At 62.6% G+C, this 17,542-nt stretch carries 17 protein-coding genes and 1 pseudogene; 9 read left to right on the forward strand and 9 right to left on the reverse strand.

The features are described from left to right. From WB528_RS26490 to WB528_RS26500, 3 genes are all read right to left on the reverse strand, one after another. A partial coding sequence (locus tag WB528_RS26490) for an alcohol dehydrogenase catalytic domain-containing protein (protein ID WP_423892274.1) occupies window positions 1-629 on the reverse strand: 629 nt, incomplete at its 3' end. After that, window positions 629-1,237: a 2-hydroxychromene-2-carboxylate isomerase gene (locus tag WB528_RS26495; RefSeq protein WP_423892276.1), complete on the reverse strand. Its 609-nt coding sequence runs from the start codon at window positions 1,235-1,237 to the stop codon at window positions 629-631. The genes WB528_RS26490 and WB528_RS26495, both read right to left, overlap by 1 nt. A gap of 123 nt (window positions 1,238-1,360) precedes the next feature. After that, a complete protein-coding gene (locus WB528_RS26500) occupies window positions 1,361-2,065 on the reverse strand; it encodes a glutathione binding-like protein (protein ID WP_423892278.1) in 705 nt (234 codons plus the stop codon). A 142-nt stretch (window positions 2,066-2,207) separates the two neighbouring features. On the opposite strand from WB528_RS26500, the gene WB528_RS26505 reads away from it, so the two are divergent. Continuing rightward, a complete protein-coding gene (locus WB528_RS26505; RefSeq protein ID WP_423892280.1) occupies window positions 2,208-3,230 on the forward strand; it encodes a methionine synthase in 1,023 nt (340 codons plus the stop codon). Between the two features lie 209 nt (window positions 3,231-3,439). Here the strand turns inward: WB528_RS26505 and WB528_RS26510 are convergent, their stop codons facing one another. From WB528_RS26510 to WB528_RS26525, 4 genes are all read right to left on the reverse strand, one after another. Beyond that, the gene (locus WB528_RS26510) at window positions 3,440-4,057 is read right to left on the reverse strand and encodes a hypothetical protein (protein ID WP_423892282.1); all 618 of its coding nucleotides are present in this window, start codon (window positions 4,055-4,057) and stop codon (window positions 3,440-3,442) included. Between the two features lie 136 nt (window positions 4,058-4,193). Next, entirely contained in the window at window positions 4,194-4,718 is a 525-nt protein-coding gene (gene gpt / locus WB528_RS26515) for a xanthine phosphoribosyltransferase (RefSeq protein WP_423892285.1), read from the reverse strand. Next, entirely contained in the window at window positions 4,718-5,149 is a 432-nt protein-coding gene (locus tag WB528_RS26520) for a PaaI family thioesterase (protein ID WP_423892287.1), read from the reverse strand. The genes gpt and WB528_RS26520 overlap by 1 nt, the downstream gene beginning before the upstream one ends. Before the next feature lie 32 nt (window positions 5,150-5,181). Further along, window positions 5,182-5,919 carry a competence/damage-inducible protein A gene (locus WB528_RS26525; protein WP_423892289.1) on the reverse strand — a complete coding sequence of 246 codons (738 nt, stop codon included), beginning with the start codon at window positions 5,917-5,919 and terminating at the stop codon, window positions 5,182-5,184. Between the two features lie 240 nt (window positions 5,920-6,159). Here WB528_RS26525 and WB528_RS26530 point away from each other — a divergent pair, with 240 nt between their 5' ends. The 7 genes from WB528_RS26530 (at window position 6,160) to WB528_RS26560 (ending at window position 14,609) form a co-directional block, all read left to right on the forward strand. Next, window positions 6,160-7,578, forward strand: a complete 1,419-nt coding sequence (locus WB528_RS26530; RefSeq protein WP_423892291.1) for a circularly permuted type 2 ATP-grasp protein — start codon at window positions 6,160-6,162, stop codon at window positions 7,576-7,578. Between the two features lie 169 nt (window positions 7,579-7,747). Then, the gene (locus tag WB528_RS26535) at window positions 7,748-8,692 is read left to right on the forward strand and encodes an alpha-E domain-containing protein (RefSeq protein ID WP_423892293.1); all 945 of its coding nucleotides are present in this window, start codon (window positions 7,748-7,750) and stop codon (window positions 8,690-8,692) included. Window positions 8,693-8,890: 198 nt separating this feature from the next. Next, window positions 8,891-9,727: a transglutaminase family protein gene (locus tag WB528_RS26540; RefSeq protein WP_423892295.1), complete on the forward strand. Its 837-nt coding sequence runs from the start codon at window positions 8,891-8,893 to the stop codon at window positions 9,725-9,727. A gap of 135 nt (window positions 9,728-9,862) precedes the next feature. Continuing rightward, window positions 9,863-11,113, forward strand: coding sequence for an oxalate/formate MFS antiporter (gene oxlT / locus WB528_RS26545; RefSeq protein ID WP_423892298.1), 1,251 nt, complete (start codon window positions 9,863-9,865; stop codon window positions 11,111-11,113). 94 nt (window positions 11,114-11,207) lie between these two features. Further along, window positions 11,208-11,963: a peptidase gene (locus tag WB528_RS26550; protein ID WP_423892300.1), complete on the forward strand. Its 756-nt coding sequence runs from the start codon at window positions 11,208-11,210 to the stop codon at window positions 11,961-11,963. Between the two features lie 28 nt (window positions 11,964-11,991). Then, window positions 11,992-12,756, forward strand: a complete 765-nt coding sequence (locus tag WB528_RS26555) for an SDR family oxidoreductase (RefSeq protein WP_423892302.1) — start codon at window positions 11,992-11,994, stop codon at window positions 12,754-12,756. Window positions 12,757-12,815: 59 nt separating this feature from the next. After that, on the forward strand, window positions 12,816-14,609 hold the full coding sequence (locus WB528_RS26560) for a hypothetical protein (RefSeq protein WP_423892304.1): 1,794 nt from the start codon (window positions 12,816-12,818) through the stop codon (window positions 14,607-14,609). 26 nt (window positions 14,610-14,635) lie between these two features. Here the strand turns inward: WB528_RS26560 and WB528_RS26565 are convergent, their stop codons facing one another. Beyond that, window positions 14,636-15,856 carry an MFS transporter gene (locus tag WB528_RS26565; protein WP_423892307.1) on the reverse strand — a complete coding sequence of 407 codons (1,221 nt, stop codon included), beginning with the start codon at window positions 15,854-15,856 and terminating at the stop codon, window positions 14,636-14,638. A 119-nt stretch (window positions 15,857-15,975) separates the two neighbouring features. On the opposite strand from WB528_RS26565, the gene WB528_RS26570 reads away from it, so the two are divergent. Continuing rightward, a complete protein-coding gene (locus WB528_RS26570) occupies window positions 15,976-17,241 on the forward strand; it encodes a NupC/NupG family nucleoside CNT transporter (RefSeq protein ID WP_423892309.1) in 1,266 nt (421 codons plus the stop codon). A 67-nt stretch (window positions 17,242-17,308) separates the two neighbouring features. Here WB528_RS26570 and WB528_RS26575 read toward each other — a convergent pair. Further along, window positions 17,309-17,542 (reverse strand): annotated as a pseudogene (locus WB528_RS26575) (cupin); the annotation flags it as partial.

Here is a 17,542-nt window from a genome sequence, read left to right on the forward strand (position 1 = left end):
GCACCGCGGCCGTCGGTGATCCGCTTGACCGCGTCGCGAAACGGCTCGCGCGAATAAAGGATGACGTGGTCGGCGCCCTTCGCTTTGGCCACCGCGAGTTTCTCCTCGGATGACGCCGCTGCAATCACGGTAGCGCCGAGCAGCTTTCCGATCTCGACCGCGGCAAGACCGACGCCGCCACCCGCGCCATGCACCAGCAGCACCTCGCCGCGCCGAAGCTGTGCCCGGTCGACCAGCGCGTGATAGGCGGTGCCATGCGCGGCGAGAAACGTCGCGCCTTCCGCATCATCGAAATTCGCGGGCAACCGCGTCAGTTGCGACGGCGCCGCGACGACTTCCTCGGCATAGGCGCCATGTCGCATTTTGACGATCACGCGATCGCCGACCGCAATGCGCGCAATGTCGTCGGCGATTTCGGTCACCTCGCCCGCCGCTTCCACCCCCGGCGTATATGGCAGCTCCGGCTTTAGCTGATACTCGCCGGCCGCCATCAGGATGTCGGGGAAATTGATCCCGGCGGCGCGTAACGTGACGCGCACTTGCCCGAGCGCGAGTGGCGTTGAATCAAATTGTTCCAGCAGCAACCGTTCGGGCGGACCGAGTTCGCGGCAGATCACATGTTTCGGCATTACGCCGCGCTCGCCTTCCGCCGCGTCAACGCATCGCGGATCAACGGCAAGCGGTCATTGCCGAAATACATGTCGGTCTTGTCGAGAAAGATGGTCGGCGAGCCGAACCCGCCGCGCGCCATGACTTCATCAGTATTGGCCTTGAGCTGATCCTTGATCTTTTGATCGCCGATGCCGGCAAAGAATGCTTTTGCGTCGATACCGACGCGTTGGCAGACTTCCGTCAACACCGCATCCTGCGAGATATCCTGGTCCTCGCCCCAGTAAATCTGGAACACCGTGCGCGCAAACGGCAGCATGTCCTTAGCCAGCCAAATGCAGCCGCGCATCGCTTTCACGCTATTCACCGGAAATACTTTTGGCCGCATCAGAATGGTCAGGCCCGAGGCGCGCGCCCAGTCGGCCATGTCCTTTTTATCGTAAGCGATCTTGGCCGGTACCGGATTTTCACGCCGCGCATAGACGCTGGGGTTGATGGTGTTGAAGATGCCGCCGACGAGTATGGGCCGCCACGAGATCTCTTCCTCGAACTCCCGCGCCAGAGGCTGGATGTTGTGAAAGGCGAGATAGGTCCAGGGGCTCGAACAGTCGAAGAAGAACTCGATCATGGCGTTTCCTATTGTTGGATGGTCGATGGCTCGTCATTGCGAGCGAAGCGAGGCAATCCAGTATCACGCAAACAACTCTGGAATATTCGTCGCATTCGCTCCTCGCAACGACGATGAGGTATTTCACGTCTTCCCCGTCACTTCCTTCGCGCGCTGCCCAAACATGTTCTTGCGCGCCTCCTCATCGAACGGCTCCTTGACGAATTTCCCGATCGCAAGCCCCGCCTGCACCTGCGGCCGCGCACGAACGTCGGCGTACCAGCGCTTCACGTTCGGATAGTCGTCGAGTGTGAATCCTTGCGCCTTGTGGGTCATGGTCCAGGGAAAACAGGCAATGTCGGCGATCGAATAATCGCGGCCTGCGACATAGGCGTTCGTTTTGCCGAGTTGCGTGTCGAGCACGTGATAGAGCCGAGCCGCCTCGTCGCGGTAGCGCTGGATCGCATAGGGAATTTTCTCCGGCGCGTAGAGCGCAAAATGCCCGTGCTGACCGAGCATCGGCCCGAGCCCGCCCATCTGCCACATCACCCACTGGATCACGACCGAGCGCGCGCGCAGTTCAGTCGGCAGGAAACGCCCGGCCTTGTCGGCGAGATAAATCAGGATCGCGCCGGTCTCAAACACCGAGAACGGCCCGCCGCCGTCGGGCGGCTGATGGTCGACGATCGCCGGAATGCGGTTGTTCGGGCTGATCGCCAGAAACTCCGGCTTGAACTGGTCGCCGGCGCGGATGTTCACCGGCTTGACCGTGTAGGGAATGCCGAGCTCCTCCAGCATGATCGAGATTTTCCAGCCGTTCGGCGTCGGCGCGTAATAGAGGTCAATCATGGGGAGTTCCGTGCGGAGGGGCATTGGGCAATCCTACCCCCTGCTTTCGTCGCATTCTACAGCCGGAAATTCCATGTACCTCGGCGTTAGGACATGGCATTAGACGCACCAACAAACCGGAAAGTCAGAGGATACGCCTAAAATGCTGTTCCCGACCACGATTGCCGGCTCCCTGCCCAAGCCCGAATGGCTGGCCGAGCCGAACAAGCTCTGGGCGCCCTGGAAATCGCAGGGCGACGAACTGGTCCGCGCCAAGCGCGATGCGACCGTACTCGCGGTGAAGCTCCAGGAGGACGCCGGCATCGACATCGTCACGGAGGGCGAGCAGGCGCGGCAGCACTTCGTCCACGGCTTCCTCGAGAAGGTCGAGGGCATCGATTTCGCCCACAAGATCGAAATGGGCATCCGCAACGATCGCTACAAGGCGATGGTGCCGCAGGTGGTGGCGCCGCTGCGGCTCAAGGGCCGCATCCATGCCGACGAGGCGCGCGTTGCCCGCGCCCACACCACGCGGAAGCTGAAATTCACCATGCCGGGGCCGATGACCATCATCGACACCATCGCCGACAAATATTACGGCGATCGCGTCAAGATGGCGTTTGCCTTTGCCGAACTGCTCAACCAGGAAGCCAAGGCCTTGCAGGCCGACGGCGTCGACGTCATCCAGTTCGATGAGCCGGCCTTCAACGTCTATATGTCCGAGGTCAACGACTGGGGCATCAAGGCGCTGGAACGCGCCGCCGAAGGCCTGACCTGCGCCACCGCCGTTCACATCTGCTACGGCTACGGCATCAAGGCCAATACCGACTGGAAGCAGACCCTCGGCAAGGAGTGGCGGCAATATGAGGATTTCTTCCCTGCGATCGCCAGGAGCCCGATCCAGCAGGTCGCCATCGAATGCCGCAATTCCAAGGTGCCGCTTGAAATTCTCGGACTCCTGAAAGGCAAGAAGATCCAGGCCGGCGTGATCGACGTCGCCAACGACACGGTGGAGACCGCCGAGGATGTCGTGGATGTCATCGAGGCCGTCTCGAAGTTCGTGCCGAAGAGCGACATCATCCCGACCACCAATTGCGGCATGGCGCCGATGCACCGCGATATCGCGGAAGCCAAATTGATGGCGCTCGGCGCGGGCGCGAAACTGGCAAGGCAAAAGCTGGGGTAAGGTTGTTCCGACTCCCTCATCCTGAGGAGCGGCCGCAAGGCCGCGTCTCGAAGGATGAGTTTGCACGACGGTTGGGCCTCATGGTTCGAGACGGCGAGGCAAAGCGTCGTCCGGACGGGGTGTTTCTCTTTGCACCATTCGCGACGGCCTCGCTGCGCTCCGCCTGCTCGGGTGCAACGCCTCCATGAGGATTAGCATTTCGCCGATCCTTACAAGTCAGACGCACTCGGGTGCAGCACAACCCGGTAGCCCGCCGCAAATGCGCGCACGATCGAAGGCGGCGTCAGCAGTTTCGCTTCGCCGAGAGCACCCTTCGCCGCGCGATAACCGGACGGCGACCATAACAGCGGCCTTCCCTGCGCGATCAGATAACTTTCCTCGCCCGCCCGCACCATCGACCCGTCAGGCAGCCTTTCGATGCTCCTCGGCAGTGGATGCAGCCTCTTGCCGCTGGCCAGGCGTTCCCGGTGCAACACCGCATCGATCTCGGGCGCGAGCATCTCACCTGTCCGATTGCCCTGTTCCCACGCAGCGCGAAAGCGGCTGGCGTCCTCGCGCCGGCAATAGAAACAGGGGCGATGCCCCGACGCAAAGGACGTCGCTTCGTCGAGAAAGAAAAGTTCAGTCCAGCTTCGCCGCTCCATCACCTTGCGCCGGCGACCGCGGAATTCCAGCGCGCAAGTGATCCAGGCATCGGTCGACCAGCGGCGCTTCAGAAGCGTGCGGGTTGCGGGATCGTGGATGATGCCGCGATTGCCGACGAACATTCCGCGCGCAGGGATCGCGACGATGTCACCGGTCGGCAGCACACGGTTTTGCAGGGGCATAGACCCATCCGCTCATTCTGCTGTCGTCATTGCCGGGCGCACCGCCAGGTGCGAGCCCGGAATCCATCTCTCCTCGTGCGCCGCGGCGCCATGGATCCCGGGTCTGCGCTTCGCGCATCCTGGAATGACGGCGTGATCACGCTGCGCCGTCGCGGATCGGCGGCTGGAACGACAACGCGGTATCCCAGGGAAAGAAAATCCAGGTATCCTGCGACACCTCGGTGATGAAGGTGTCGACCAGCGGTCTTCCCTTCGGCTTGGCGTACACCGTGGCGAAATGCGCATCCGGCAGCAGGTCGCGCACCAGCCGCCCGGTCTTGCCGGTATCGACGAGGTCGTCGACGATCAGAAGGCCCTTGCCGGTGCCGCCGCCGAGTTTGGCGGTGTCGGCCGAAATGCCCTTGAGCACCTTCAGATCGCCCTGCTTGGTGTGATCGTAGCTTGCGACGCACACCGTATCGATGATGCGAACGCCGAGCTCGCGGGCGACGATCGCCGCCGGCACCAGGCCGCCGCGGGTGATCGCGATGACGGCATGAAACGGGCCGACGTCGTTGAGCCGCCAGGTCAGCGCCCGGCAATCGCGGTGAAACTGGTCCCAGGACACCGGAAACGGCTTGCCCGCCCGCTCCTCCGCGCTGAGTTCCGGATGCTGCGCCATCAGATTTTCTCCTGGATCTTTCGAACGGCAAACGTACCCGTAGCGGCCGCGACGATCTTGTCGTTTTGCCAGAGTTCGGCGCTGCCGTGGCACACTTCGCGGCCGCGCATCATGACACGGCCAAGGCCCTTGAGGGGGCCGAGCGCCGCGGGCCGGTGATACTGCACACTGAGATTGACGGTCGGCGCAAACAGACCAGCCTCAAGCGTCGCCGCAAGCGCGGTGCCCATGGTGTCGTCGAGCATGGCCGCAAGAAATCCGCCCTGCACGTGACCCACCGGATTGAGGAAACCCTCGACAGCTTCAAACCGGGTTTCGATGGTGCCGCGTTCGCCATCGATCTCGACGAATTCCAGTCCGAGCGTCTTCGCGCACGGCGGAACCGGCACCTTGCCGTCGACGATTTTCCAGAAAAACGAATTCTTGTCCAAAATCTAAAATTCTCCGTCTTCCGCTTCCCGCTTTAGCGGGCGACGTTCAAACCGGCCAGCATTTGCTTCACCGCATTCATCGCAGCCGCGAGCTTTTCCGGGTCGCGCGAGCGAACCACCAGATTGGTGTTCGGCTTCCTGTCTTCGTCGGTGAAGGGATAACTGCCGATGATGGTGTCGGGATGCGCGTTGGCGATTTCGCGCAAGGGTCCGCCGATATCGCCTTCGCGCGCGTTGGCGCGAATGCTGTCCGACAGCATCCGAACGCCGGATTTCAGTTTCGGCGCCACGATGTCCATCATCGCCTGCATGATCGTCGGCACGCCGGCCATCACGACGACATTGCCGATCTTGAAGCCGGGCGCGAGGATGGTTGCGCTCTGGATCAGTTCGGCGCCCTCGGGAATGCGCGCCATGCGCAGCCGCGCCTCGTTCAGATCCGCCTCGCCCCAGCGCTCGCGGAACCGCGCCACCACGTCCGGATGATGGTCGATGCCGACGCCGAAGGCTTTGGCGACGCTGTCGGCGGTGATATCATCATGGGTCGGCCCGATGCCGCCGGTGGTGAAGACGTAGGTATAGCGATGACGGAGTGCATCCAATGCCGCGATGATCTCGGGCTCTTCGTCGGCCACGACCCGCACTTCCTTGAGGTCGATGCCGATGTTGGTGAGGTATTCGGCGATAAAGCCGATGTTCTTGTCCTTGGTCCGCCCGGACAGGATCTCGTCGCCGATCACCAGGATTCCCGCCGTGACGATCTCACTCATAGCCTCTCCCTACGCGGTCTTGAGCCGCACTTTGGCCGAACCCCACCTGTCCGACCAAGACCTTGATGTCGGGCCGGATTTTGCTGCCGAAATGAGCAGCCGCAAGCTGTTTTTTCGGCAGGCTGCCGGGCGTCCCCCGCAAACGTCGGTATCAATCCATATCGCGGTGGCTTGGTGCTTGCTACCATCCCGTGAAGTCATGCACTGTAGCGCGATTACTTCAGGGGGCCTCCACGATTCATGGCAGTTGCCTTCGATGAAATGAATGGCCTGGGGGGCGACCTTCGCCCGGCCTATCGGGAGCTCTCCCGCTGGCTGAAGGAGACGCCGCCGGACGCGCTGGAATATCGCCGCCAGGAGGCCGAACTGCTGTTCCGCCGGATCGGCATTACCTTTGCCGTCTACGGCGATGCGGAAGCCCAGGAACGGCTGATCCCCTTCGACGTCATTCCCAGAATCATATCGGCGAGGGAATGGGCACTCCTTGAGAAAGGATTGAAGCAGCGCGTGCGCGCGCTCAACCTGTTCCTGCGCGACATCTATCACGGCCGCGACATCCTGCGCGCCAATATCGTCCCGGAGGACCTGATCTTCCAGAACCCGGTGTTCCGCCCGGAGATGAACGGCCAGGACGTGCCGCACGACATCTATGTCCACGTCGCCGGCATCGACATCATCCGCACCGACGCGGACAACTTCATCGTGCTGGAGGACAATGCCCGCACGCCGTCCGGCGTATCCTACATGCTGGAAAACCGCGAAATCATGATGCGGCTGTTTCCGGATCTGTTTGCGCGGCACCGCATCGCGCCGGTCGAGCAATATCCGGACGAACTGCTGTCGGCGCTGCGATCGGTCGCGCCCCACAGCGCGGCCGGCGAGCCGACGGTCGCGCTGATGACGCCCGGCGTCTACAATTCGGCCTATTACGAACATTCATTCCTCGCCGACAAGCTCGGCATCGAACTGGTCGAGGGCCGTGACCTCATCGTCAAGGACGACGAGGTTTACATGCGCACGACCGAAGGCCTCAAACGCGTCGATGTCATCTACCGCCGGCTCGACGACGACTTCATCGACCCCCTCACCTTCCGTCCCGACTCCGCGCTCGGCGTGCCCGGGCTGATGTCGGCCTATGCCGCCGGCAATATCACGCTCGCGAATGCGGTCGGCACCGGGATTGCCGACGACAAGGCGATCTACTCCTACATGCCCGAGATCGTGAAGTTCTATCTCGGCGAAGAGCCGATCCTGAAGAACGTGCGGACCTGGCGCTGCCGCGAGGCGAAAGATCTCGCCTACGTTCTCGACCATCTGGAGCAGCTCGTCGTGAAGGAAGTCCACGGCTCCGGCGGCTACGGCATGCTGATCGGACCGGCGGCGACGAAAGCCACTATCGAGGCGTTTCGCGACAAGCTGAAGCGCGAGCCGGAAGGCTTCATCGCCCAGCCGACGCTGGCGCTGTCGACTTGCCCCACCTGCACCGCGGCAGGTCTTGCGCCGCGTCATGTCGATTTGCGTCCCTTCGTACTCACGGGAAGCCAGCGCACGACCATCGTGCCGGGCGGCCTGACGCGGGTGGCGCTGAAGGAAGGCTCGCTGGTGGTCAATTCGAGCCAGGGCGGCGGCACCAAGGACACCTGGGTTCTGGATGAGTGAGATTGCTCTTGCCATTTGCTCGATGCGACCCCTCCCCCTGCAAGGCGGAGGGTTGGGGTGGGGGTCAAATTGGGTGAAAGACGACCCCCTCCCGGCGCAATGCGCCGACCTCCCCCTTTCAGGGGGAGGCGCGCTTCATTTCGCTGTTGGCTTGTAAGAAGATCGCTGCATGCTGTCGCGTACCGCCGAAAACCTCTACTGGCTCGCCCGCTATGTCGAACGGGCCGAGTATATCGCGCGCACGATCGACGCGACGCTGCGCGTCACCGCGCTGCCGGCCGCCTATATCGGCAAGACCAACGAATGGGAATCGGCGCTCCTCACCGCCGGCGTCAGCCACGGCTTCTACAGCGTCTATAACGAGGCCAACGAGCACAACGTCGTCGACTACCTGTCGTTCAATGCCGCGAATCCCTCCTCGATCAAGAGCTGCATCGAGTCGGCCCGGCTCAATTCACGCTCGGTACGCACCGCGCTCACGAGCGAGATGTGGGACACCATCAACTCGGCATGGATCGAACTCCAGGAAGTCTGGGGCAAAGGCACCAAGACCCGCGAGGAGCTGGCACGCTTCCTGCGCTTCGTGCAGGAAACCTCGCTGCGCTTCGACGGCTCGGCCTACCGCACCATGCTGCGCAACGACGCCTACTGGTTCTCGCGCCTTGGCCTTCACCTGGAACGCGCCGACAACACCGCCCGTATCCTCGATGTGAAATACCACGTGCTCTTGCCCGAGGAGGAACATGTCGGCGGTCCGCTCGATTATTATCAATGGACTTCGATCCTGCGCTCTGTGTCGGCCCTGACGGCCTATCACTGGGTCTATCGCGAGACGCTGAAACCCTGGCTGATCGCCGATCTGTTGATCCTCAACGATTCACTGCCGCGTTCGCTGGCGAGCTGTTACGGCAATCTCGTGCGCAACCTGGACCAGATCGGCGTCGCCTACGGCCGCCAAGGCTCGTCCCAGCGCCACGCGCGCGGCGTCCGCAACCGGCTGGAACACAGCAACATGGACGATATCTTCCAGCACGGCGTGCATGAATTCATCCAGGAATTCATCGCCGACAATTCCAGGCTTGGTGAAATCATCACCAAGCAGTATCTGGTCTAGAGTCAGGATCGTTGATGTGGAATCTGATCTATCCGCGAGCTCAGTTCAACCTCTCCCATGGGAGAGGCCGGATCGCATTTTGCGATCCGGGGTTAAGGCCTGTCGATCGACCGTAACACCTCACCCCAACCCTCTCCCCAAGGGAGAGGAGGCCTGTCTCGTTTGCCGCGAGATTCTCTCTGTCTACCGGACTCAATCATGCGCCTGCGCATCGCCCATTCGACGACCTATCGCTACCAACCGGCGGCGACCGGCATCACCCAGATTCTGCGGATGACGCCGGGCAGCCACGACGGGCAATATGTGGCCGAGTGGCAGATCGGCGTTTCCACCGACTCCCGCCTTCATGCGCGTCAGGACGCCTTCGGCAACGTCACCCATGTGCTGACCGAGGGGGCGATCGCCGACCTCACCGTCACGGTTGAAGGCCTGATCGAAACCCACGACACCGGCGGCGTGTTGCGCGGCACCGACGAGCGCTTTCCGCCAAGCCTGTTCCTGCGAACGACGGCGCTGACCGGGGCCAACGCGGCAATGGAGGCGTTCTCGCGCGAACTGCGTTCCGAGTCGGAACAGGACGTGCTCGGCTTCCTGCATGCCTTGATGCTCCAGATCAACGACCACATGACGTTCGATCAAGATCCCACCCACACTGGGACCTCGGCGATCGAAGCGTTCGCCTTGAAGCGCGGCGTTTGCCAGGATTATGCGCATATCTTCATCGCCTGCGCGCGCTCGGTCGGCGTGCCCGCGCGCTTCATCTCCGGGCACTTTCTGCGTTCGGATGGCATGGTGAACCAGCAGGCAGGCCACGCCTGGGCCGAAGCTTACGTACCCAATCTCGGCTGGGTCGCCTTCGATCCGGCGAACGCGATATGTGCCACCGACGCCCATGCGCGCGTCGCGCTTGGCCTCGATTATCTCGGCGCCGCCCCGGTGCGCGGCACCCGCTATGGCGGAGGCACCGAGACGATGACCGTCGCGGTCAAGGTCGATCAGGCCGGACGGCAAGGCCAGTGGCAATCTCAATCATGATTGCCATCGTATCTTTGCGTGCACCGCAACCGGTGCGCGCCCCTACGATCGGATGATCTGTCGCCACGTTGCGCTTGAGACCGCACGTGGTACAGTTTTTGCAAAAAGCGAACGACACCATATCAGGGGGGCAAAATGACCACAGTAACCGGAGCCTCGGCTCAATCGGCGACGTCCACGCGTTGGATCCAGCTCGTACTGGGACTGATCGCGATGATGTCGATCTCCAGTCCGCAATATGGCTGGGCATTCTTCACCAAACCGCTTCGGGATAGCCTCGGCGTTCAGCTATCGGCTCTTCAGGTCACCTTCACGCTCCTTATCGTGTTGCAAACCTTCCTGTCGCCGCTCCAGGGTTATTTGATCGACAAGTTCGGCGCGCGCCTCTTGATCGCCAGCGGCTGCCTTTTGTCCGGTGTCGGCTGGATCATGGCCGGCTATGCAACAAGCCTCACCGGCCTCTATCTCACCTACGGTTTGTTCTGCGGCGTTGGCACCGGCATCGTCTATGTCGGCGTCGTCGGTCTGATGGTGCGCTGGTTTCCGGACCGGCGCGGTTTCGCGACCGGCGTCGTCGCCGCGGGCTACGGCTTTGGCGCGCTGCTGACCAACACGCCCATCTACAACATGATCGAATCGAGCGGTTACCAGCACACGCTGATCGTGTTCGGTATCATTCTCGGCCTCGTCGGTGCGGCGGCCGCGCTCGCGCTGCGCTTGCCGACCGCCGACGACGTGCTGCCGCAGCCCGCGGTCGAGGTATCGAGCGTGGGAACGCCGCCAGACCAGATGCTGCGCAGCAACGTGTTCTGGCTGATGTTCGTCATGATGACGATGATGTCGACAGGCGGATTGATGATCATCTCGCAGTTCGGGGCCTTCTCGCGCGACTTCGGCGTGACCAGCGTCACCGTATTGGGAATGGCGGCACTGCCGCTGGCGCTCAACATCGATCGCATCACCAATGGATTGACCCGTCCGTTCTTCGGCTGGGTGTCGGATCACATCGGGCGAGAAAACACCATGGCCATTGCCTTCCTGATGGAGGCCGCCGCCGTCACGCTGATGCTGCTATTGCGCGACAACGCCTTGATCTTCGTGCTGCTCTCGGGCGTCGTGTTTTTCGGCTGGGGCGAGATCTTTTCGCTGTTCCCCTCCACGCTGACCGACACCTTCGGCGCCAAGCACGCGACCACGAATTACGGCCTGCTCTACATTGCGCAAGGCATCGGCTCGATCCTCGGCGGCCCGCTCGCAGCCCTTTTGCGTGAGCAGACCGGAAGCTGGCTTCCCGTCTTTACCATCGTGATTGCGTTGGACGCGCTGACGGGCATCCTGGCGCTGGCCGCGCTCAAGCCGATGCGGCGCTCATACGCCGCCCGGTAAAGCCAACCCGAGCCCTGCGTCCGCCCCGATTGGGGTTGGACGCAGCGGCGAAATTGGATAGTTTCGCGCCGCGAATGATCTTCAAGGTGCGGTAATGACCTATTGCTGCGGAGTACTGGTACGGGACGGTCTCGTCATGATCGCCGACACCCGCACCAATGCCGGGCTCGATAACGTCTCGACGTTCCGCAAGCTCCACGTCTTCAACAGACCCGGCGAGCGGATCATGGCGATCGCCAGCGCCGGCAACCTCGCGATCAGCCAGTCCGTGCTCTCGACCCTGACCGAGGGCATGGAAAACCCCGACACCGGTGAGCTGGAAACGCTGCTCAACGCGCCGACCATGTTCCAGGCGGCGCAGCGCATCGGGAAGGCCATCCGTTCCGTTCACGCCACCGAAGGCACCGCGCTGAAGGCGGAAGACATCAGTTTCGACGTGTCGTTCCTGTTTGGCGGCCAGATCAAGGGTGCGCGGATGCGGCTCTTCATGGTCTATCCGGCAGGCAATTTCATCGAGTGCACCACCGATACGCCTTACTTGCAGATCGGCGAGCACAAATACGGCAAGCCCGTGCTCGACCGGGCGCTGCATTACGACATCGAACTCTATGACGCGCTCAAGACCAGCCTGATCTCGATGGACTCGACCATGCGCTCCAATCTCGGCGTCGGCCTTCCGATCGACGTGCTGGTGGTCCGCAACGAGGTGTGCGACGCCGACCTCAACCATCGCATCGAGGCGGGCGAGCCCTATTTCCACGATTTGCGCGCGCGCTGGTCGGCGGCGCTGCGCGCGGCGCATCAGAACATCCCTCGGCCGCCCTACAAGACCGAAAAACCGCAAACCTGAAGCACCGAAGAAAAAGGCAGGAAACACAATGACCGACGCCAAGGACAATAAGAACAAGATCGCCATCGTGACCGGTGCCGGAACCGGGGTCGGCCGGGCGGCTTCGCTGGCGCTGATGAATGCGGGTTTCACGGTGGTACTCGCCGGGCGGCGCGTGGACAAGCTGCAGGAAACTTCCAGCCTCGGTGTCCCCGGCAAGAGCCTCGCTGTCTCCTCCGACATGACCGATCCCGGCTCGATCGCGGCGCTGTTCGCCAAGGTGACGGCCACCTATGGCCGGCTCGACCTGCTCTTCAACAATGCCGGCATGGGAACGCCGGCAATGCCGTTCGAGGATTTGAGCCTCAACCAGTGGCAGGCCGTGGTCTCCACCAACCTCACGGCGGCTTTCCTGTGCACGCAGCATGCTTTCCGCATCATGAAGGACCAGACCCCGCGCGGCGGCCGCATCATCAACAACGGCTCGATTTCGGCGCACGCGCCGCGGCCGTTTTCGGCGCCCTACACCTCGACCAAGCACGCCATCACCGGGCTCACCAAGGCCACCAACCTCGACGGCCGCGCCTATGACATCGCGGTCGGCCAGATCGACATCGGCAATGCCGCCACCCCGATGACCGACCGCATGGTTGACGGCGTGTTACAGCCGGACGGCCGCAAGATGCCGGAGCCGCGGATGGACTCCAAGGCGGTGGGCGATGCGGTCGCCTATATGGCCGGATTGCCGCTCGACGCCAACGTTCTGTTCATGACTGTCATGGCAAGCAAGATGCCGTTCGTCGGGCGGGGCTAGCGTCGTAATGTCGCCTGGCGCGACGGCGATTCCCGTCCAGCACCAGCGACACGGAAACCATGTCTGACCTCGCTTCGACCTCAGGCCGCGCAACGAAGACGGGAAACCTCGGCGCTTATCCAGTCATCCTGATATCGCTGCTGTTCGTGGCTGCGACGGTCAGGCTTGCACTGCCCGCACTTCACGACGGCGTTTTCGATGCGCTGTCCACCGACGATGCCATGCGGCTCGTCGAGGTTCGCGACCTGGTTGGCGGGCAAGGCTGGTTCGACCTGTTCCAGTACCGGCTGGATCCACCCGGCATGTTAATGCACTGGTCGCGCGTCATTGACGCGCCACTGGCGGGACTGATCCTGCTGCTGAAGCCGCTATTTGGAATGCACGGCGCGGAAGCCGCGACACTGTATTTCTGGCCGGCGCTTCTATTCGCCATCGCGCTGGCGCTGGTCGCAGCGATTGCCAGGCAATTGACCACCAATATCAACGCGCTGATCGCAGCAGCCGTGCTGGCCGTGCTGGCGCTTCCGGCGCTCGTCCATTTCCGTGCCGGCGCGATCGATCACCACAACGCGCAGATCGATCTGTTGCTCGCGCTGGTGCTGATGACGGCACAGCTCGAGCAGAGCGCCGTCAAGGCTGCGCTGGGCGGCCTGTTTTTCTCGCTGTCGCTGGCGATCGGCCTCGAAATGCTGCCCGCGCTCGCGGCAGTGGGTGTTGCGGTATTCGGGCTCTTTGTCTGGCGTGGGGCGCCGATCGCGCGGCAGGTTGGCGCCTTTGGGGCGGGACTGGCGGCATCGTCGCTCCTGCTCGCGCCGGCATTGATTTCATGGTCCTCGCTTGGCGCGCCGGTATGCGACGCCTTCGGTGGACCGGTGCTGCTGCTCTCCATCGGCGGCGGCGTGAGCCTGATGCTCATGGTCGAAATCGACCGCTATTGTCAGACACTACTCATGCGCGTGGTCGGCGGAGCGGCGTTCGCGATCGTCCTGGTCGGCGCGTTCCTCTTCTTCTATTCAGGATGCCTCGCATCGCCCTTCGCGCATCTCGATCCGATCGTCGTGCAGTTGTGGGTCAATAACGTCGCGGAAGCGATCTCATTCGCCAGGATGCTGCAACTCTTTCCGGAGAACGTTCCCGCCTATTACGGGTTTCCAATCCTGGCGATGGCACTCGCCGTGATGGCGCTGACCCGGTCTTCTCCGCCTGACAAGTTTCGCTGGATTGTCGGCATCGTAACCTTGGCCGCGCTGATCGGAACAAGCTTCTGGCAAATGCGCGGCGCCGCCGGCGCATCGATGGTGGCAGCGCCGATCTTTGCCGCCAGTCTGGCTATGCTTTGGCCCGGGCTCGCCTCGGCACGAAACCTGCTTCTTTTGTCTGTCCTTGCATCACCCGTCAGCCTTTCCGCCATAGGGCTTTTTGCCAAGCCGTTGCTGGACGCGACCGTCAAGCCGCCAACCATTCCTGCCGCGCCGGCGTGCCGGAGCCTGTCGGACGTCGCTTCCCTGAAACAATTTCCGAAGGGACGCGTGATGGCACCGGTCGATCTCGGACCGGCGATCCTTGCAGAAACAGCCGACGAAGTTTTTGCCGCCCCGTACCATCGCAATAACGACGGCAACGCCACATTTCTTAAACTGATGCTAGGACCGTTGCCCACGGCGCAAAAGATATTATCGGAGCGCCACGTCGACTACGTGGTCACCTGCGCAACAACCCACGATCTGAATATCATCAAGCTTGCTCCGAACGGACTCGAGGCGCGGCTCGACCGCGGCGAAACACCCGATTTTCTGGAACGGCTTCCGCTCGACCCCGCCGCCACGATTTCCGTCTGGCGCGTACGAAAATAAACCGCGCCGCTTGCGAGCGAAGAGCCCTACTCCAGTTTCTCCATCTCGCGCAGCGTCGGGAACAGCTTCATCCACATCAGCGCGATCGCAACCGTGGCGACGCCGCCGAGCACAGCCGAGGCCACGGTGCCGAGCAGCGCGGCCGCCACCCCGCTCTCGAACTGGCCGAGATAGTTCGACGCGTTGATAAACAGGAAATTGACCGCGCCGACGCGGCCACGCATCTCGTTCGGCGTCGACAGCTGCACCAGCGAAAAACGGATCACCACGCTCACCGTGTCGGCCGCGCCGAGCACGGCCAGCGCCAGCACCGAAAGCCACATCCAGCGCGACAGCGCGAACACGATCGTAGCAACCCCAAATACGATCACGGCTTGAAACATGCGCAATCCGACGCGACGGTCGATGGCATGGCGCGCCAAAATCGTGGTCATGATCAGCGCGCCGACGGCGGGTGCGGCGCGCAGGATGCCGAGGCCGAACGGGCCGGTCATCAGGATGTCGCGCGCATAGATCGGCAGCAGCGCGGTCACGCCGCCAAACAGCACGGCGAACAGATCGAGCGAGATCGTGCCGAGGATGGCGGAATTGTTGCGAATGAAGCGAACGCCGGCAAACACGTCGTCCGCCGTCGCCGCGTCCTTGGCCGCCTCGGTTTCTCTGACCCTGATGCCGCCGGTCAGCAGCGCGCTGAAAAGCCAGAACACCAGCATGAGGCCGTAGGGCAAACCGGGCGAGAACGCAAAGGCGATGCCGCCGAGCGCGGGGCCGGTGATGGTCGCCACTTGAGCGGCGGCGCTCGACAATGCGGTCGCCCGTTGCAGCGAACCCTGCGGCGCAATCAGCGGCAGCAATGCTGCAATCGTCGGACTTTCGAACGCGCCCGCCATCCCCAGCACGAAGGTCGCGATGTAGATGTGGACCCCGGTGAGCCAGCCGCCATAGGAACCCCAGCAGAGAAATAGCGCGGTGGCCGCTTCCGCCAACTGGCAGAGCTGCACCACGCGCTTGCGTTCGAACTTGTCCGCGGTGTGGCCTGCGACAAATACGAGGAGCGCGGTCGGCAGGAACTGCACGAGGCCAACCATGCCGAGATCGAAAGCGCTGCCGGTGAGATCATAGATCTGCCAGCCGATCGCGACCGCGCCGATCTGGCTCGCAAATCGCGTCAGGCTTCGCGACAGCAGGAAAAAGAGAAACGAGGGCTGCTTGAGCAACGTGCCGGCGCTTACCGGAAGGGTAGACATGACGATGATCGGTGGCCGATGACGGCGGAGATGTCAACGGCGGCCCGGGAATAAGCCTTGCATGGCGTTGCCTTGGGAAATGCAACGCTGCCATAATCGGCGCGCGCTTCGGGGGGATCATGCTTCAACTGCAATCGGCGTTCGGCATTGTCGCGCTTCTCGCGCTGGCCTGGATTTTTGGCGAGAATCGCAGCGCGGTGTCGCTGCGGCAAATCGCGATCGGGCTTGCGGTGACGTTTGCGACCGCCGTCGCGCTGATCAAATTGCCCGGCGTCGCGCATATGTTCGGCGCGATCAACGATGCCGTTGGCGCGATCGCGTCGGCTTCGCGCGCCGGCACTTCGTTCGTGTTCGGCTATCTCGGCGGCGGCGCGCTGCCGTTCGACCTCAAATCGCCGGGCGCCGATTTCATCCTGGCGTTTCAGGCATTGCCTATCGTGCTCGTGATGAGCGTGCTGACCACGCTGTTGTTCTACTGGCGCATCCTGCCGCCGGTGGTGCGCGGGATGGCCTGGGCGCTCGAGCGCACGCTCGGGATCGGCGGCGCGGTCGGACTCTCGACCGCCGCCAACATCTTTCTCGGCATGGTGGAATCGCCGCTGTTCATCCGCCCCTATCTGGCGCAACTGACCCGCAGCGAGTTATTCCTGGTGATGACCGGCGGCATGGCGGGTATCGCCGGCACCGTGCTCGTGCTTTACGCCACGCTGCTGGCGCCGCTGATTTCGGATGCGGGTGCGCATTTTGTTATTGCTTCCGTGCTGGGCGCGCCGGCCGCCATTCTCGTCAGCCTGATCATGGTGCCGGAAACGATCGACGTGAAAACTGGCGGCACGTCGGCCGATCCGAGGTTGGCTGTCGATCCCGATTTGCACGCGGCCTCCACCATGGATGCGATCGTCAAGGGAACGACCGCCGGGCTCGAACTGCTGCTCAATATTGCCGCCATGCTGATCGTGCTGGTGGCGCTGGTGCATCTCGCCAACGCGATCCTCGGCCTGTTGCCCGATGCCGGCAGCGCCATCACCTTGCAGCGGATGCTCGGCTATGTCATGGCGCCGGTCTGCTGGCTGATGGGGTTGCCGTGGTCGCAAGCCGTCCCCGCCGGCAGCCTGATGGGCACCAAGACCGTGCTCAATGAACTCATCGCCTATGTCGATCTTTCAAAACTGCCGGCCGGCACGCTTGATCCGCGATCGCGGCTGATCATGCTCTATGCGATGTGCGGCTTCGCCAATTTCGGCAGCCTTGGCATCATGGTCGGCGGCCTCGGCACCATGGCGCCGGAGCGCCGCAGCGAAATCAACGCGCTCGGATTGAAATCGATCGTCTCGGGTACGCTGACGACCTGCCTGATGGGCGCGATCGTCGGCGTGCTGACATAAGGCCCTTCAGCCTCCCCCTTGTGGGGATATTCGTTTTCCTCCCCCTTTCAGGTGGAGGTGAAAGACGTCACACCGCCAGTTCGACCGTTTTGAAGTCGGCCGGCAGGATCACCTCGAGCAGCTCGACATCGTCGGAATAATCCATGATCAAGTGCTTGATGCGCGACGGCTGGGTCCATGAACTGCCGGTCTGGAACGTCGTCTCGCCAACGCCTTCCATATAGGTCTTCACCCAACCCTTGAGGACATAGACCATCTGGAAATCGACGTCATGGAAGTGCAGCTTTGAAACGACGTCCGG

The sequence above is a fragment of the Bradyrhizobium sp. genome (assembly GCF_049586575.1).
Classification (GTDB): domain Bacteria; phylum Pseudomonadota; class Alphaproteobacteria; order Rhizobiales; family Xanthobacteraceae; genus Bradyrhizobium.

Excerpts from the sequence above, each read along its gene's own strand:
- WB528_RS26525 (WP_423892289.1), bottom strand. The coding sequence starts at position 5,919 with ATGAGTGAGATCGTCACGGCGGGAATCCTGGTGATCGGCGACGAGATC.
- WB528_RS26505 (WP_423892280.1), top strand. The coding sequence starts at position 2,208 with ATGCTGTTCCCGACCACGATTGCCGGCTCCCTGCCCAAGCCCGAATGG.
- WB528_RS26535 (WP_423892293.1), top strand. The coding sequence starts at position 7,748 with ATGCTGTCGCGTACCGCCGAAAACCTCTACTGGCTCGCCCGCTATGTC.
- WB528_RS26560 (WP_423892304.1), top strand. The coding sequence starts at position 12,816 with ATGTCTGACCTCGCTTCGACCTCAGGCCGCGCAACGAAGACGGGAAAC.
- WB528_RS26570 (WP_423892309.1), top strand. The coding sequence starts at position 15,976 with ATGCTTCAACTGCAATCGGCGTTCGGCATTGTCGCGCTTCTCGCGCTG.
- gpt (WP_423892285.1), bottom strand. The coding sequence starts at position 4,718 with ATGGCGCAGCATCCGGAACTCAGCGCGGAGGAGCGGGCGGGCAAGCCG.
- WB528_RS26565 (WP_423892307.1), bottom strand. The coding sequence starts at position 15,856 with ATGTCTACCCTTCCGGTAAGCGCCGGCACGTTGCTCAAGCAGCCCTCG.
- WB528_RS26555 (WP_423892302.1), top strand. The coding sequence starts at position 11,992 with ATGACCGACGCCAAGGACAATAAGAACAAGATCGCCATCGTGACCGGT.
- WB528_RS26550 (WP_423892300.1), top strand. The coding sequence starts at position 11,208 with ATGACCTATTGCTGCGGAGTACTGGTACGGGACGGTCTCGTCATGATC.
- WB528_RS26500 (WP_423892278.1), bottom strand. The coding sequence starts at position 2,065 with ATGATTGACCTCTATTACGCGCCGACGCCGAACGGCTGGAAAATCTCG.
- WB528_RS26540 (WP_423892295.1), top strand. The coding sequence starts at position 8,891 with ATGCGCCTGCGCATCGCCCATTCGACGACCTATCGCTACCAACCGGCG.
- WB528_RS26510 (WP_423892282.1), bottom strand. The coding sequence starts at position 4,057 with ATGCCCCTGCAAAACCGTGTGCTGCCGACCGGTGACATCGTCGCGATC.
- oxlT (WP_423892298.1), top strand. The coding sequence starts at position 9,863 with ATGACCACAGTAACCGGAGCCTCGGCTCAATCGGCGACGTCCACGCGT.
- WB528_RS26530 (WP_423892291.1), top strand. The coding sequence starts at position 6,160 with ATGGCAGTTGCCTTCGATGAAATGAATGGCCTGGGGGGCGACCTTCGC.
- WB528_RS26495 (WP_423892276.1), bottom strand. The coding sequence starts at position 1,237 with ATGATCGAGTTCTTCTTCGACTGTTCGAGCCCCTGGACCTATCTCGCC.